10 protein-coding genes are annotated in these 14,827 nt (G+C 72.1%); 3 read left to right on the top strand and 7 right to left on the bottom strand.

What is annotated here, in order from left to right; genetic code table 11:
* Window positions 1-2: 2 nt before the first annotated feature.
* From Aau02nite_RS10705 to Aau02nite_RS10695, 3 genes are read right to left on the bottom strand one after another with little or no spacing between them, the layout of a single operon-like run.
* The gene (locus Aau02nite_RS10705) at window positions 3-380 is read right to left on the bottom strand and encodes a hypothetical protein (protein ID WP_212988183.1); all 378 of its coding nucleotides are present in this window, start codon (window positions 378-380) and stop codon (window positions 3-5) included.
* Entirely contained in the window at window positions 374-4,471 is a 4,098-nt protein-coding gene (locus Aau02nite_RS10700; RefSeq protein WP_212988182.1) for a Hint domain-containing protein, read from the bottom strand. The genes Aau02nite_RS10705 and Aau02nite_RS10700 overlap by 7 nt, the downstream gene beginning before the upstream one ends.
* On the bottom strand, window positions 4,468-5,535 hold the full coding sequence (locus Aau02nite_RS10695; protein WP_212988181.1) for a hypothetical protein: 1,068 nt from the start codon (window positions 5,533-5,535) through the stop codon (window positions 4,468-4,470). The genes Aau02nite_RS10700 and Aau02nite_RS10695 overlap by 4 nt, the downstream gene beginning before the upstream one ends.
* Window positions 5,536-5,755: 220 nt before the next feature.
* Here Aau02nite_RS10695 and Aau02nite_RS10690 point away from each other — a divergent pair, with 220 nt between their 5' ends.
* Window positions 5,756-8,248: a family 16 glycosylhydrolase gene (locus tag Aau02nite_RS10690; RefSeq protein ID WP_212988180.1), complete on the top strand. Its 2,493-nt coding sequence runs from the start codon at window positions 5,756-5,758 to the stop codon at window positions 8,246-8,248.
* 280 nt (window positions 8,249-8,528) lie between these two features.
* On the opposite strand, the gene Aau02nite_RS10685 is transcribed toward Aau02nite_RS10690, so the two are convergent.
* From Aau02nite_RS10685 to Aau02nite_RS48050, 4 genes are all read right to left on the bottom strand, one after another.
* Window positions 8,529-9,752, bottom strand: a complete 1,224-nt coding sequence (locus Aau02nite_RS10685) for an alpha/beta fold hydrolase (protein WP_212988179.1) — start codon at window positions 9,750-9,752, stop codon at window positions 8,529-8,531.
* A gap of 83 nt (window positions 9,753-9,835) precedes the next feature.
* Complete coding sequence (locus Aau02nite_RS10680; RefSeq protein ID WP_246595045.1) at window positions 9,836-10,495, bottom strand: response regulator; 660 nt, start codon at window positions 10,493-10,495, stop codon at window positions 9,836-9,838.
* The gene (locus tag Aau02nite_RS46325; RefSeq protein WP_246595044.1) at window positions 10,492-11,718 is read right to left on the bottom strand and encodes a sensor histidine kinase; all 1,227 of its coding nucleotides are present in this window, start codon (window positions 11,716-11,718) and stop codon (window positions 10,492-10,494) included. Before Aau02nite_RS46325 ends, Aau02nite_RS10680 begins: the two co-directional genes overlap by 4 nt.
* Window positions 11,715-11,888, bottom strand: coding sequence for a hypothetical protein (locus Aau02nite_RS48050; protein WP_212988177.1), 174 nt, complete (start codon window positions 11,886-11,888; stop codon window positions 11,715-11,717). The genes Aau02nite_RS46325 and Aau02nite_RS48050 overlap by 4 nt, the downstream gene beginning before the upstream one ends.
* Before the next feature lie 158 nt (window positions 11,889-12,046).
* Between Aau02nite_RS48050 and Aau02nite_RS10670 the strand changes: the two genes are divergently transcribed.
* Window positions 12,047-13,168 (top strand): PQQ-dependent sugar dehydrogenase, encoded by a 1,122-nt coding sequence (locus tag Aau02nite_RS10670; protein WP_246595043.1) that lies wholly within the window; start codon window positions 12,047-12,049, stop codon window positions 13,166-13,168.
* Window positions 13,169-13,277: 109 nt separating this feature from the next.
* Window positions 13,278-14,702: a cytochrome P450 gene (locus Aau02nite_RS10665; RefSeq protein ID WP_212988176.1), complete on the top strand. Its 1,425-nt coding sequence runs from the start codon at window positions 13,278-13,280 to the stop codon at window positions 14,700-14,702.
* Window positions 14,703-14,827 lie beyond the last annotated feature (125 nt).

Here is a 14,827-nt window from a genome sequence, read left to right as displayed (position 1 = left end):
CCTCAGCCGTCCTTGCGGTAGCGGAAGATCAGATCCTCCGCACCGAGGGGGATTCCGTTGGCATCGACGCCCGACGGGCCGCTGCGTTCTTTCACCTCGAAGGCCATGCACGCGACGAATCCGTCCCGCAAGTCAGGCGTCATCAGCACCGGGAGGACTCGCTTGCTCCGCCCTGCGGGGTCGGAGAAGTCCAGAATTTCCCGCGCCTCTTCCCCCACGGCGAGGTCCAGTGTCAAGGGGGAATACCTGGCCTTGAGCTTCACGGCGCTGACTCCGGTGAAGGTGACATGGGTGACGGACCCGTCCGGCCCGAAGCTCCTGAGTTCCAGATCGGAATGGCCGATGACGTACCGCCACGGTTTGAACAGGGCGTTCAGCACGACGGGGAGCCTTCCAGTTTGCATGCCTTACCGTTCCGATAGAAGGTCGTCCGCGATTTCGCCGACTCGTTGGTCAGAACCTGGTTGAGTTCCCACGCCGTCATCAGGTACCCGAGGTCGGGGTCACTTTCCTCCGCGCCCTGGCGTGACCACTCCCGCCAATCGTCGATGCCGTCCAGGTTGAAGTGAATCTTGGTCTTGCCGTCTTTCAGGAACCCGCGGAAGTCCCTCATCCAATAGTCGATGCCGGACGGCCAGTCGGTGTACATGGCGCCGCCGACCTGCTCCGCGAAATCCGCCAACGACAATCCTTCGTCCGGGTCCCGAAGACCGAGGGCGATGTCGTCACAATTGTGGACGAGCATCGAGGTGCCGCCGGCCAGGACGAAGAACGTGTGGATGCGGGCGACCCAGAGGTTGTGGACGGTGGCCGTCGCCACCCGTTCCCGGACGGCCGTGATCCGCACCGATCTGCCGCTGTCGTCCAGCAGCAGCTTGTCGGTCTCCAGCTGCTCGGCGGGCCACCATCGACGGGACTCGGGTGACCAGAACCGGTGGCTACCGGTGGCGGTGATCGTCGAGGTCGCGTCGCCGCGGTCCCCGTCGGTGTCCACGGTGATGTCCACCAGATTTTTCTCGCCGGTGTCGCGAAGCAGCCGGATGACCGGCTCCGGCCTGGTCAGGTTCGCGACCGGATCCGTGGCCAGCACGTGGTCGCCGGGCCGGATGTCCTCGATCGGCACCGCGCGACCGTCCGCGAGCAGCACCGGAGTGCCGGGCAGGAAGCTGTTCCGGCAGTCCCGCAGCTCGTCTGCCCTTTTCAGCAGGCCGGCCAGCGTCTTGGCGGCTTCCTGGGACTTGGTGATGAAGGTGTAGAGCCGGGGTGCGAACTTGATCAGCTTTTCGACGGCGTTCCAGATCCGGCCCCACGGCAGCAGCTCGACCAGCGTCCACAGGCACGCCAGCAGGTCGCCTTCGACGATGCACGCATGGATGTTGCCGAGGCCGCTGAGCTCCCAGAAGAGCTCGCCCAGCTCCTGGATGAGGAAGTCCATGAGGCTCATGCCGTTGATGGCCTCGGCCTCGCGGTACAGCTGCTGTTCCTCCTCGCTCAGCACGGAGAGGATGTCGTCGGGCGTCGGTGGGGTGGGTTGTCCGGCCGCCGCCTGAGCCATGGCCAGGTTGATCCGGTCGCGTTCCGCCTTCTCCGCGCGATCCGCGGCGACCTGCGCCGCGATGGCGTGCTGGAGGGCGTTCTCCGCGGCCTCGGCTGCACTGTCCGCGTGGGCCTGGGCGCTGTCCGCCGCACGTTGCGCCGCCGAGGCGTTCTGTTCGGCCGCCGCGGCCGCGGTGTTCGCCGCGGCCGCGTCGGTCTCCGCCGTGCGAGCCGCCGCGGCTGCCTGGTCGGCGTCGCTGCGCGCGTCAGCGGCGCTGCGGCCGGCGATCGCGGCGTCCTTCCAAGCTTCGTTCGCGGCGTTGCGGGCTCCGCGTGCGTCGGCCTTTGCCTGGGCGTCGGCCCGTGCGGCTCCGGCGGCGGCGCTGCGAGCGGCGGCGCCGTCCGCCGCGGCATCGGCCGCGGCGCGTTTCGCCTCCGCCGCCGAAGCTGCGGCGTCGGATGCCGAGCGCGCTGCCTCAGCGGCCGCGGTGAAGGCGATCTTCACCTGGCCGGTGGCGTTGTCCGCGGCGTCCGCGGCGGCTTCCGCTGCTGCCAGCGCCTCACGGGCCCGGGCGGTGGCCGCGGCGGCCTGTTCCGCGCCGATGACTCTTGCCTGCTCGGCGACCGCGGCCACGAAGTCCGCGTCGATGTCCGCACTAGTGAACGGGTGGACCATGGCCAGGGCGGCGTTGTGGGGCTGCGCGATGCCGGCCGACGACGCCCGGGCGGCGACGGCGGCGGTGACCGCGATCTCGGCCTGGGCCGCCGCCGCGACGGATTCCATGGTCGCGGCTTCTGCCTCGGCCTGGGTTCGCTGCGCCGCCCACAACGCTTGGACCGACTCGTCCGCCGCCTGCTGGGCCAGACGCACCGCGGCATTGGCGGCTTCGGCGGCCCGGGCCTCCTGGGCGGTGGCCGCGGCGGCCTTCTCGTCCGCCTGCAGGCGTGCCCGATGGGTCGCTTTCGCCTCGGCCTCGGCCCGGCCCGCCGCCGCGTCCGCTCGGGCGGCTGCGGCGCGGGACTCCTGCGATGCCGCCCAGGCACGCTCCGCGGACCGGTTCGCCTCCGTGGCGGCGCTACGCGCGGTGGCTGCCGCGCCGGTCGCTGTGTGTGCCGCTTTCCGAGCGTTCCGGGCTGCGGCGCCGGCCGCGTCCGCGTCGCGCTTCGCCTGGTCCGCCCGCCGTTGTGCCTCGTCCTTGGCCTCGCCGGCCGGGGTCGCGGCGGCCCACGTCTGCAGGGCCTGATGCTTGGCCACCTCGACCTGGTGTTCCCGCTCGGCCTTCTCGGCTGCGGCCCGTGCCCGCGCGGCCAGCCCTTCCTGGCGCCAAGCGGTGTCAGCGGCGTTCAGGGCCGCGGCGTCCGACGCCTTGGCACGCTGGTACGCGGCCGCCGCGACGGCCGCCTGCTGGTCGGCGTTGCGACGCGCGTTGGCCGCCACCGCCGCCTGCCGTTCCGCTTGCGCTCGGTGGCCGGCAGCCTTCGCCCGTTCCTGCTCGGCGACCAGCCGCGCCGAGCGTGCGGTCGCAGCTTCCGCCTCGGCGATGACCCGCTGCTGCCGGGTCCGTTCCGCGGCCGCCCAGGCACGGGCCTCGGCCGCCTGCGCCGCCACCCGGGCCGCCTTCGCCCGCGCCGCCGCCGTCTTGGCCGCGTTCGCCTGTGCCTTCGCCGCGTCGGCCAGCTTCTTCGCCGCCGCCGCATGCTCCTGCGCGTGCAGGCGCCACTGCACCGCCTGCCGCTCGTGCGCCTCGGCCCGGGCCTGCGCGTCCTGCGCGTTGTTCGTCGCGATCGTCGCGTCCACCGCGTGCGCCGCGGTCTGCGTCGCCCCGACCGCAGCCGTCGCGGCCTGGTGCATCCCCTGGACGATCAAGGTCCATTCCGCGCCGTACGTCAGCCCGGTGTCGATGAGCGTGTCGGCAGCCGCCTGGGCCGCGATGGCCGCGGCCTGGGCCCGTTGCGCCGCCTGTTGCGCGGCGGTCAGCTCGGTGGTGGTCGCCGTCTTGGCCGCGTTCAGTTCGGCGGTCTTGGTGGTGGAGGTGCCGGCCAGGATGCGTTCCGCCGAGCGGGCCGCGTTCGCCGCCCCGGCCATCGCGTTCGCCGTGCGCTGGAGCTCGCGGACCGCGTTGCCGTGGGCGATCAGCAGGTGCCGGCGGGCCTCCGACGCCCGCGCGGCGCGCTGGGCCAGGTCGGAGAGGTCCTCGGCGGCCTTGTTGCGTGCTTCCAGGTCGGCCAGATACTGCTCGCGGGCGGTGGCGTCCGCCGTCGCCGCGGCCAGGTATCCGGTGTTCCAGAACGCCGCGACCCCCGCGTCGTCGCCGGCCAGGGCAGCCGTGGCGGTGCGTTTCATCGTCGATTCGGCGGGGGCGGCGGCGATCAGCAGGGTGAGCCGCTCGCGCAGCACCCGGCGGCGGTCGGTCTCCGTGGCTGCGGCGGCGGTGTCCCGGCCGCGGGCGATGTCGGCGCCGTACGCCAGGAACAGCGCCCGGTCGGTGTCGGTGCCCCGCAGGACCCGGTCGACCTCGGTGTTGAAGTAGCCACCCGGTACGCCCGTGCCGGCCATCGCGCGGATCGTGGTGGTGTTGCGCCGGGCGGTGTCGATGCGGCGCTGGTCGGCCTCGTCCTCCAGCCGGGGCTGGGTCTCGTTGAGGAACCGCATGATCGCGCCGGGCTGGTCGGAGGCCAGGGCCTCGGCGGCGGCGTCCCGGACGGTGGGTTCGGCGTGCAGCTCGGCGGTGTCGGCGACCAGCTGGCGCAGGCGTGGGTCGGTGGGGAAGTGCACGCCGGTCCGGCCGTCCCAGACCTCGGTGACCAGCGGGGGCACGGAAATGGGGGGCAGATCGCGGACGGCGGCCGGTCGGGCCGCGGCGGACGCCGGGGTGGGGGCCGGCGCGACCAGGAATCCGGACGCCACCAGCAGGGCTACCAGAAGGCGTTTCATGCGGCACCATCCGTGGGGGTCGTGCGCCGCTCGCCGGCCAGGGCCTCGGCGTACAGCGCCTGCCAGTAGGCGGCCTGCTCGGCGGCGTTCTGGCGCTCGGCCGCCCAGCTGTCCGCGGTGGCCCCGGCGGTGCCGGCGATCGCGTGCCAGTTGAGGCCCGTCGCCGCGCCGGCCACCTGGGCCACCTGCTGCCAGTTCGCGGCCTGTTCCTCGGCGACCAGCTGCGCCTGGGCCCAGGCCACGCGGGCCGGTCCGGTCTGCGCACCCGCTTCACGCCAGGCCCGGGCGGCGGCGTCCCGCAGTTGGGTCGCGGCTTCACCGGCGGCGTCCCGGGCGGCCTGCTCGGCGGCGCGGGCGCGGGTGACCAGGCCCGCGGACGTGGCCCGCCACAGCATGTCGGCGTCGACGCAGCCGAGCCGGAACGCCTCGAGGTCCAGGGCGGCGGCGCCGACCCAGTCGTGCGCGAAGAACTCCACCAGGTCGGCGTCCGTGGCGGCGGGCCGCAGTGCGAAGGTCGCCGCCGCCCGGACCTGCTCGCCGGGATCATGGTCCCGCAGCAGGGCGACGAAGTCGCGGTCCGTCTGGGCCAGCGCGGCCGCCTGCTCACCGGTCGCCTCGCGCGCCACCCGGTCGCGTTCCTTGGCGGCGGCATATCCGGTACGGGCGAAGTAATCGCGGTCGGCATCGGTGTGGTCGAGGGCGTACCGGGCGGCCGCATGCACTTCCGGCGCGAATTCCGCGGTATGGGTGGCCAGCACCCGGCGGGCGAAATCGGCGTTGCGCACCTTGGCGTCGGCCGCCCGCTTTTTCGCGAACGGGAAATCCGAGACGATGAACCGGGCTATCGCCGCGTCCACGCTGCTGCTCGTCAGCGCTTTCCAGGCGGCGGCCTTGACGGTGGACCGGCTGTCCGATCCGGCCAGATAGCGTACGTAGACCCAGTCGCCGGACCGGATGTCCGTGCTGGTCAGGGACGGTGCGCTGAGCGGAGCCGGGATGGCGTGCGCCGGGCCGGGCGCGGCGAGGAGTCCGGACAGTGCGGCCCCCGCTGCGGCAGCCAGCATTCGCTTTCTTGCATTCATGATTCCCTCACCGGGGCCGAGGATCGACAGCGGCCACAGTGGAACACGCAGAATGGTTCCGCCGGCCGGCCCTGACCGCAAACGGCCACGTATGCCGGTGAATGTATCGGCGCTGGAGCTGACGTGTATCGGCGCGGCCTATAAGTGTGCTCGCCGATGCCCGCGGGAGGGAATCATGAAAACGTCGAGAACACTGAGATCGGTGGCCGCCGCTGCCGTCGTACTGGGTATGGGGCTGAGCCTGGCCGGACCGGCCGCGAGCGCCGCACCGCCATCGGCCGTGCAGCGGATGGCGGACGGTCTGGAGTCGTCCATCGAGGACCGGGTGCGCGCGGCCGCCGTCGTCGGCGTGGTGGCGCCGGACAGCTGGCTGGTGCTCAACGAGCGGGACTTCGTGTTCGCGCTGTGGCAGCACGCGGGCGAAGCGACGGAGGTTCGCGCGTCAGCCGAGCTGGCCCTGATGAACAGCAGCTCCACGAGGTTCGACGAGTGCACCGTCTACATCGAGTCCGGCATCCACGCCGCCAAGGACCGGGACGTCGCCGACGAGGTGCGGGACGCGGGCGCCGCCCGGCAGGCCCGGGAGGTGAAGCAGCGCGCGCTGGTGAGTCTGGAGATCAGGGTGACGCCGGAGCTCCTGCTGCTGGCCGATCGTGAATTCATCTATGCCGTCTATCTGCAGGCGACCGGTGCGCTGGTGCGGGCGGGGGCGCTGACGGCGTTCGGCGGCACCGCGCAGCAGCAGCGGGACTTCATCAGCACCGGCATCGTCGCGGCCCGGGAACAGGATCGGCTCGATGAGATCGCGGCCGACCAGGAACGGACCGAGGCGGAGCGGCAGGCACTGCGGGAGCGGGAGGCCCGCAAGCGGGCCGCCGCCCTGTTCCTGATCGCCGCCGACGAAGGACTGCTGGCCGCCAGCGACGAGGGCTTCGTGCGCTGGGCCTGGACCAGGGCGACACCGAATACCCAGGTGTACCTCGCCGCGACGGCCACGCTGCGCAGCTCCGACCCGGCGGTCTGGTCGGCGTTCATCCACACCGGACTCGCGGACGCGTTCCGCCGGGACACGGCGGAGGCCCTGCGCCAGATCGGCCTGCAGCAACGGGCCCAGCTGACCACGATCATGAACGACGCCACGGCCTCCGGGCGGGGCAATCTGGCCCGGGCCGCACAGCAGGCGTTGAACGGGTCGGACCAGGACGTGCAGGACTTCCTGACCTCCGGGATCCACCGCGTGTCCGACAACGAATGCGCGAAGCCCGAGCCGGCCGCCGGTGACAAGTCGTGGGGGGCGAACGGCCCCGGTGTGACCGGGGCCCGGCAGGCGATCACCGACCATCCGTCGGCCACGGCGGAGTACTCCGTCTCCCACAGCACGGCCGTCACGGCCGGCATGTTCCTGCCGCAGCAGAAGGTGCTGGCCGGTGCGGTCTGGGAGTTCTCGGCGGAGGCCCGGACCTCCGCCCCGGCCCGGGTCCGGATGGAGGTCGACTGGTACTCGGCCACGAGCGGGTACCTCGGGCGCACCAACGGCGGGTTCCTCCCGGTGCCCGGCACCCGGGCCTTCACCAAGGTGTCCGGCCAGTTCACGGCCCCGGCCACGGCCGTGCGGGCCAACGTGCTGACCAAGGCCACCGACCTGCCGGCCGGCGGCAGCTTCGCGAGTACGGCCTGCGCGTACCGGCCGATCGTCAAGCCGGACGTGACGCTGTCGGCCGCTCCCGGCAACGGCACCGTGTCGATCACCTGGCGGACGGACCGCAAGGACATCACCGGCTGGAACGTCGGCCGGGACGGCACCGACTCCCGGGACAACGGCCCGTGGAGCACGGAACGGCCGGCGGACACCCGTACCCATCAGTTCAACCTGCTGAAGAACGAGTCCTACTACTCGTTCACCGTCATTCCGCGGACCGCGACCGGCACGCTGAGCCCGGTGACGATCAGCGCCCGGCCGAGCGCGACCGCGCCGGCCGGTGACGGAGACCAGGCGGCGGTGCGGCACAACTGGGGTACGGCGCGGGCCGACTTCAGCGACGAGTTCGAGTACGTCGGTGCGCCGGACGCCACCAAGTGGAGTCAGTCGAAGCCGTCGTGCGACCCGACCCCGCACCACGCCGACGCCCTCCGCTGCCCCGAGAAGACGACGGTGGACAACGGAAGACTCATCATGACGGGCAGCGCCGACGCGAAGTCCGGCTGGGTGGGTAACAAGTGGAAGACGACGCACGGCCGGTGGGAGGCGCGGGTCCGCTCGAAGAACACCGCCTCCAGCAACGGCAAGCAGCACCATCCGCTGCTGCTCATCTTCCCGTCGGACAACAGCTGGCCGATCAACGGCGAGTACGACTTCCTGGAGAACATGGCGCCGGGTGAGCAGTGCGCCCAGGCCTTCCTGCACTATCCGCACGACGAGGATGTCGACGTCCAGCAGGTCAGGAAGGTCCAGACGGACTGCGGTGCACCACTGAGCGAATGGCACAACTTCGCCTTCGAGTGGACGCCGGATCACATCCGCGGCTTCATCGACGGCAAGGAGTGGTACACGCTCAGCGGCGGCGGCAACTCGATCAGGCGGGACATCGAGACCATGAACAACGGGCGGCTGACGATCCAGCTCGACAACTTCGACGGCAAGGGCATCACGCCGGCGATGTTCGAGGTGGCCTGGGTCCGCGTGTACGACGTCTGATCCTTCCGCCAGCGGGGGGCGCCGGGGGCGGCGCCCCCCGCTGTCAGCGATCGGACCCGGTGGCGCGCTGCCAGAGCGTCTCCGTGACCCGGCCGAGGGCTGCCGACAGCTGATGCCGATACGTGCCACTCGGTGAGACCGCGTCCGCGCAGCAGTGCCACCGCGTCCGTCCGCGACAACCAGCCTTCCATGCCCTGACGTCGCGGCCCGCACCCGGCGCAACCTGTCGGCCAGCGTCGGTGCGGTGGCCTGCCCGTCGGCTGTGACCGCGCCGAGCGTTTCAGCGGACATCGGCCAGGTCGTCCGCCGCGAAGGTGCTGACCGCCGTGTCCACCACGGATCGGTTGATGTGCAGGGAGTGGCCGTCGCCGGCCACCTCCACCAGCCGGGACGGTTGCGTGAAGCGCAGATAGCGTTCGGCGTTGGCGCGCGGGATGAAGTCGCACCCGCCGTGCACCACCAGCGCGGGAACCGGCACAGCGGACGTCGGCATCCGGAACGCCGAGACCCCGGGCGTGATCAGCTGGTTGGCGAACAGGTTGCCCCCGTGCCCGGCGGCTGCCTCAGCCTGCACCGGCCCGTCGTCGGCGCCGCGGCAGACGAACCCGCTGACGGCGTCGCCCGTGGTCCGGTCGACCATCGCTCCGGCCTCGGCCTGGTCGGACAGGTCCTCGGCCAGCTCCGGGTTGCGGCTCAGCAGCAGGCCGGTGAGGAGCAAGCGTCCGGACACCCCGCTGTCCCCGCCGGAGTCGGTGGGCGTGTAGTCCCGTACGGCGGGTGTTCCGGGGAACGTTCCCGGTGAGGTCAGCAGCAGTCCGGCCACGCGCCGGGGGTACGAGGCAGTGTAGGCCGCGGCGAGCGACGCGCCGTAGGAGTTGCCCCACAGGACGAGCTGGTCCGCGCCGAGGCTGATCCGCAGTGCTTCCACGTCGGCGACGGCCCGTTCGAAGGTGTACTCCCGGACGGGGAGGTTTCCGGACGCCCCGCCGCCGGCCTGGTCGAAGTAGACGGTGTCGAATCCGGCCGCCCGCAGCGTCGCTCCTTCGGCGATCTTGCCGGCCTGGGTGTACATGCCGGGGCCGCCGTGCAGGAACACCACCGGCGTCCGGTGCTTCCGCAGGTCGGCCGGCCGGCGCCAGACGGCGACCCGCGAACCCGTCGACAGCTCCGTCACCTCGTGCGGGCCGCGAGGGTCGGCCGTGTCACGCGCCGCGGGCTGCGTACGGCCGTCGGCGGCGGCCACGGTGAGCAGGACCGGTGCCGGAATGGCGGCGACTCCCGCAAGCAGTGCCACCGCGATACCGCGGGGCAGGCCCAGCCCGCGCCCGAGGGCGACGCCGGCCAGGGCACCGGTGACCGCGGCGGCCCCCGCGGCGAGGGCCAGCAGTGCGGCAACACGGTCGAACGACGGCGCGGCGAGGAACGCGACGGCAGCGGTCACCGCGATCCCGAGCGGAAGGAGCAGGAGGGCGAGGAACCAGGAGGCGATACGTCGGATCTTCATGCCTCGAAGCCTCACGGAACTCCCGCCGGGACGGATCCCCGTACTGCGGGGAATGCTCCTCCCCCCGGTGGGGGAGAAACCCCCTAGGGTGCGCGGACGAACCCGCTCTCGTAGGCGAAGATGACGGCCTGGGTACGGTCCCGCGCACCGATCTTCGCGAACACGTTGCCGACGTGAGACTTGACGGTCTCCGCGCCGACGTAGAGCTCGGTCGCGATCTCGCCGTTGGACAGACCCCCCGCGATCAGGCGCAGCACCTCGGCCTCGCGCGGGGTCAGCCGGTCGAGGATCTTCCGGCGCGGGTCGGAGTGGCGTGGCCGCCGGGGAACCGACCGTTCGACGAGGCGGCGGGTGTCGGCCGGCAGCACCAGCGCGTCACCGGCGGCGACGACCCGGATCGCGTGCACGAGCTGGGCCGGCTCGGCGCTCTTGGGCACGAACCCCGACGCTCCGGCCGTGAGCGCGTCGAACACGTACTCCTCATCGGTGAACGTGGTCACGACCAGGACCCGCGTACTCACGCCGGGCAGGGCCGTGATCCGGCGCGTGGCCTCGATCCCGTCCATCCCGGCCATGCGCACGTCCATCAGCACGACGTCGATGCCGGCGGCGGCGCAGCGCTCAACGGCCTCGCCCCCGTCACCGGCCTCACCGGCCACGGTCAGGCCCGGCTCGCCGTCGAGCAGGACCCGCAGGCCGCTGCGCACGAGCCGGTCGTCGTCGACCAGCAGCAACCGGATCACGAATCGCCGCCCAGCGGGATGCGGGCATGGACGCGGTAACCGTCGCCGGCCGGGCCGGCCTGGAGCGTCCCGCCCAGATCGCCGACCCGCTCGCGCAGCCCGGCGAGCCCGCGCCCGCTTCCGCGGACCTGGGCCGGGGCTGACCGGCCGGCGTGGTTGTGCACCCCAACCTCCAGGCATTCGCCGTCGATACGCAGGTCGACCTCGGTCGCCGCCCCACCTGCATGGCGGAGGGCGTTGGTGCACGCCTCCTGGACGACGCGGTACGCCACGTGCGAGACCGGCGCCGGCACCGCGGCCAGGTTACCGTCCGTGCGCAGCTGTACCGGCAGCCCGGCGGCCCGGGTCGACTCCAGCAGGACGGAAAGGCGCTCCAGGCCGGGGGCATCGAGCTGCTGGTGGCCCGGTTCGGCGCGCAGCAGGCGCAGGACCCCGGCGAGTTCACCGACCGTACGCCGGCCCGCTTCCTCGATGGCGCCGAGCGCCTCCTCGGCGAACGCCGGATCCCGTCGCAGCACCTTGCGTGCGGCGGCGGCCTGCAGTACCACCACGGTCACACTGTGGCCCACGGAGTCGTGCAGTTCGCGGGCGAGCCGGGCCCGTTCCTCCAGGTCGACCGTGCGCTCCTGCAAGCGGGCGATGCGTTCGCGCGACGAGGGCCCGAGGAGTTCGCCCGCCAGTTGCTGGAGCAGCCACCCGGTGCCGCGCGCCGCCTGCACCATCCCGTAGGCGAGGGTTACCGCCGCGAGCGGCCCGAGCAGGCTGATGGCGGTGAGCCGGTGGAACGGCGCGCCGAGCAACGACCAGATCCCCGCCAGCGCCGCCCACCCCGACAGCACGGTAGGAAAACCGATCATCGCCCGGACCAGCAGCCACAGCAGGCGGCGCCACGTGGTCTCGTCGACGACCAGACGCGCCAGCCGCCGCCAGGTCCACGGACGCCGTGACCATGCCTGCGCCATCGCCGGGTCCACGAGGTGCCGGCTGATCTCCCGGTCGAGCGCCGCCAGGCCGAGCGCCGCGGCAGAGGCGAGCACGCCGGCAACCGCAGCTCCCGCCGCGATGTCCGGCCGGTCTCCCAACACGCCGCCGGCGACCATGAGCACCGGGGCGCCGACGCAGACCGTCAGCAGCACCGCGCCGAGGATCCCGATCGGCACCCCGAGCGCCGTGAGGCCGATCAGCCGCCACGCGCGTACCGTGGCCAGGGCGGTTCGCGTCACACCAGGCCGGCCCGGACGGCGTAGGCAACCGCGTGCGACCGGTTCCGCAGCGCCAGCCGCTGGGTCAGCGCGAAGACGACCTTCACCTCACGGCTGGAGCGCAGCAGGCCGGTGAGTCCGGCGCGAGTGAGCGGATCAGCCGCCTGTACAGCGGTTCGGATCGGCGCCATCCACCCTCCTTTCTCCCGGTTCGCGAAGGTAGCACCAAGTGGTCGTGGGAAGTGCCGAGCGACTGACCATCCGATGTCCACCAGCAGTCCAGATAGCGCCGTACTCGTTATCGTGCTAAACATCTTTACGTTAGCGACGATAACACGGAGGTTCGTTCATGTCTTCCCTCTCCAAACCGCTGGTGCAGCGCACGTCGCTGGTAGCGAGTCTGGTCGTAGCGCTCGCCCTGCCGGCCTGCTCGTCCGGCGCCGAGCCGGCCACCGGCCCCGGCGGCGGGCCCGTCGCGACGCTGGGCGAACCCACCGAACTGGTCACCGGGCTCGGCGCGCCATGGGGGCTCACGTTCCTGCCGGACGGCTCCGCGCTGGTCTCGGAGCGGATCACCGGCGAGATCCTCCGGGTGCCCGCCACCGGCGGTACGCCACAGACGGTCGGTGTCGTGCCCGGCGTGACGGCAACCTCCGAGGGAGGTCTCCTGGGCATCGTCGCGTCGAGGACCTTCGCCCGCGACCGTACCGTCTACGCCTCGGTCTCCGGCGCGCGGGAGAACTCGATCATCGCCGTGCGGATCGCCGCGGATCACCGGTCGCTCACCGCCGATCGGGTACTGCTGGACGGCATCCAGACCGCCGACCGCCATCACGGCGGCCGGATCGCGATCGGACCCGACGGCAACCTGTGGATCGGCACCGGCGACGCCTTCGAGCCGGAGAACGCCGCGGACGACGCCGCCCTCAACGGCAAGATCCTCCGGATCCGCCCGGACGGCTCGATCCCGGACGGCAATGCCGCACCCGGCTCGGCGATCTACTCCTCCGGGCACCGGAACGTCCAGGGGATCACGTTCGGCCCGGACGGCACCGCCTACGCGACCGAGCTGGGCCACCGGACCTGGGACGAGGTGAACGTGGTGCGGTCCGGCCAGGACTACGGCTGGCCGGAGACCGAGGGCGTCGAGGGCGACACCGGCGTCCGACCCATCTTCACCGTGCATCCCGACGACGCCTCGCCCTCCGGCGTCGCCTACGCCGCCGGCTCACTGTGGATCGGCGCTCTGGGCGGCCAGCGCCTGTGGCAGCTGCCTGTCCGTGGAGCCGCCGCTGATGGGCAGGCAGTCCAGCACTTCGCCGGCGACTACGGCCGCATCCGCACCGTCGAGGTCGCCCCGGACGGCGCACTGTGGCTGATCACCTCCAACACCGACCGCGCCACCTGGGGCGGCACCGACGCACGGCCGGGTGACGACCGGATACTGCGGGTGGAGGTCCGGCCGGGCTGATGCTCCGATCCCGCACCATGACGCCCGGCTGGGCCGACATCACGGTCGCAAGGGCACGGTGAGCGCCGGGGGAGGTGTGCCGGCGCCAACGCCGACGACACTGGCCTGCATGGCAGATGTACATCACGCGAGTCAGACGGTCCGGACTGTGGCCGACCTGCCCGGGCCGAAACCGGGTCTGATTTTCGGCAATGTCCTTCAGATGAGGCGCGGCGGGGCCGGCAACCGGGTGCTGGAAGGGTGGGCCGACACCTACGGCCTGACGTACCGGTTCCACCTCGCCCGGCGTCCGGTCGTGGCCACCGCTGATCCGGAAGTCGTCGACGTGGTCCTGCGCCGGCGGCCGGACGATTTCCGGCGCAGTGCGGTGGCGGCGACTGTCATCGATGAGATCGCACCGCACGGCGTATTCGCCGCCGAGGGTGACCGCTGGCGCCGGCTGCGGAAGGTGGCCACCCAGAGCCTCAACGCGGCGTACCTGCGGCAGTACTTCACCACGATCACCATGGTCAGCGGGCGGCTGTTGCGGTTGTGGGAGAGCGCCGCCGACTCTGGCGAACGGGTCGACGTGCTCGATCACATGATGCGGTACACGCTGGACGTCACGGCCGGGCTCGCGATGGGACACGACCTGAACGCACTGGAGAGCACCGGCGACGGACTGCACCGCCGGGTCCCCGAGCTGTTCCCGGCGTTCGCCCGGCGGATCTACGCCCCCTTCCCGTACTGGCGGTACGTGAAGCTGCCGCAGGACCGGCGGCTGGACGCCACCGTCCGCGAGATCGAGGCGGTGGTACGGGACCGGTTCGCCGAGGCCCGGGAGCGCATGGCGACCGGTGCCTCGCCGGCCAACTTCCTGGAGGCGCTGGTCAAGCCGATCGAGAACGAACAGCAGCTCTCCGACGGGGAGGTGTTCGGCAACGTGGCGACCATGTTGCTCGCCGGCGAGGACACCACGTCGTCGACCGCGGCCTGGGCGCTGCACTTCCTGGCCGAGCATCCCGAGATGCACCAGCGGGTACGCGCGGAGGCCGACGAGGTCCTCGGCGACCAGCAGGTGCCCGCCGATCCCGCCACGGTGGGCCGGCTCCGGTACGCCGAGGCGGTGGTGAACGAGGCACTACGGCTGCAACCGGTGACGCCGCTCGTACCGTCGCAGTCCCTCCGGGACGTCACGCTGGACCACCGGGACGGGAAGCTTTTCCTGGCCGAGGGTCAGCTCATCTTCCTGATCACGTCCTACGGAGCCCGCCGCGACCGGGTGCGCTTCCCGGACCCGGACGTGTTCCGGCCGGAGCGCTGGCTGAACGGCAAGCTGCCGGCCGAAGCGCTGCCCTTCGCCCCGTTCGGCGGCGGACCCCGGTTCTGCCCGGGCCGCAACCTGGCGATGATCGAGGCCACCATCGTCGTCTCGGTGCTGAGCCGCGCGTTCGACCTGGAACCGGATCACTCCGCCGGCCCGGTCGGGGAGCGGACGGCGTTCACCTCGTTCCCCACGAACCTGGGCGTACGGCTGCGCCACCGCACCGATTGACGGCCCGCCGGGTCAGTCGCCGGCATCGAGGGAACGGTAGCGTCGATACGAATATCTTGTTATCGTCGCTGTCATCGAGTCGCAGCCGGGGACGCACCGTCGTGAGCCGGTCGAGCGGCGCACCC

The sequence above is a fragment of the Actinoplanes auranticolor genome, from assembly GCF_018332655.1.
Classification (GTDB): domain Bacteria; phylum Actinomycetota; class Actinomycetes; order Mycobacteriales; family Micromonosporaceae; genus Actinoplanes; species Actinoplanes auranticolor.
The sequence above is the reverse complement of the archived record's forward strand: the minus strand, read 5'-3'. Positions and strand labels throughout refer to the sequence as shown.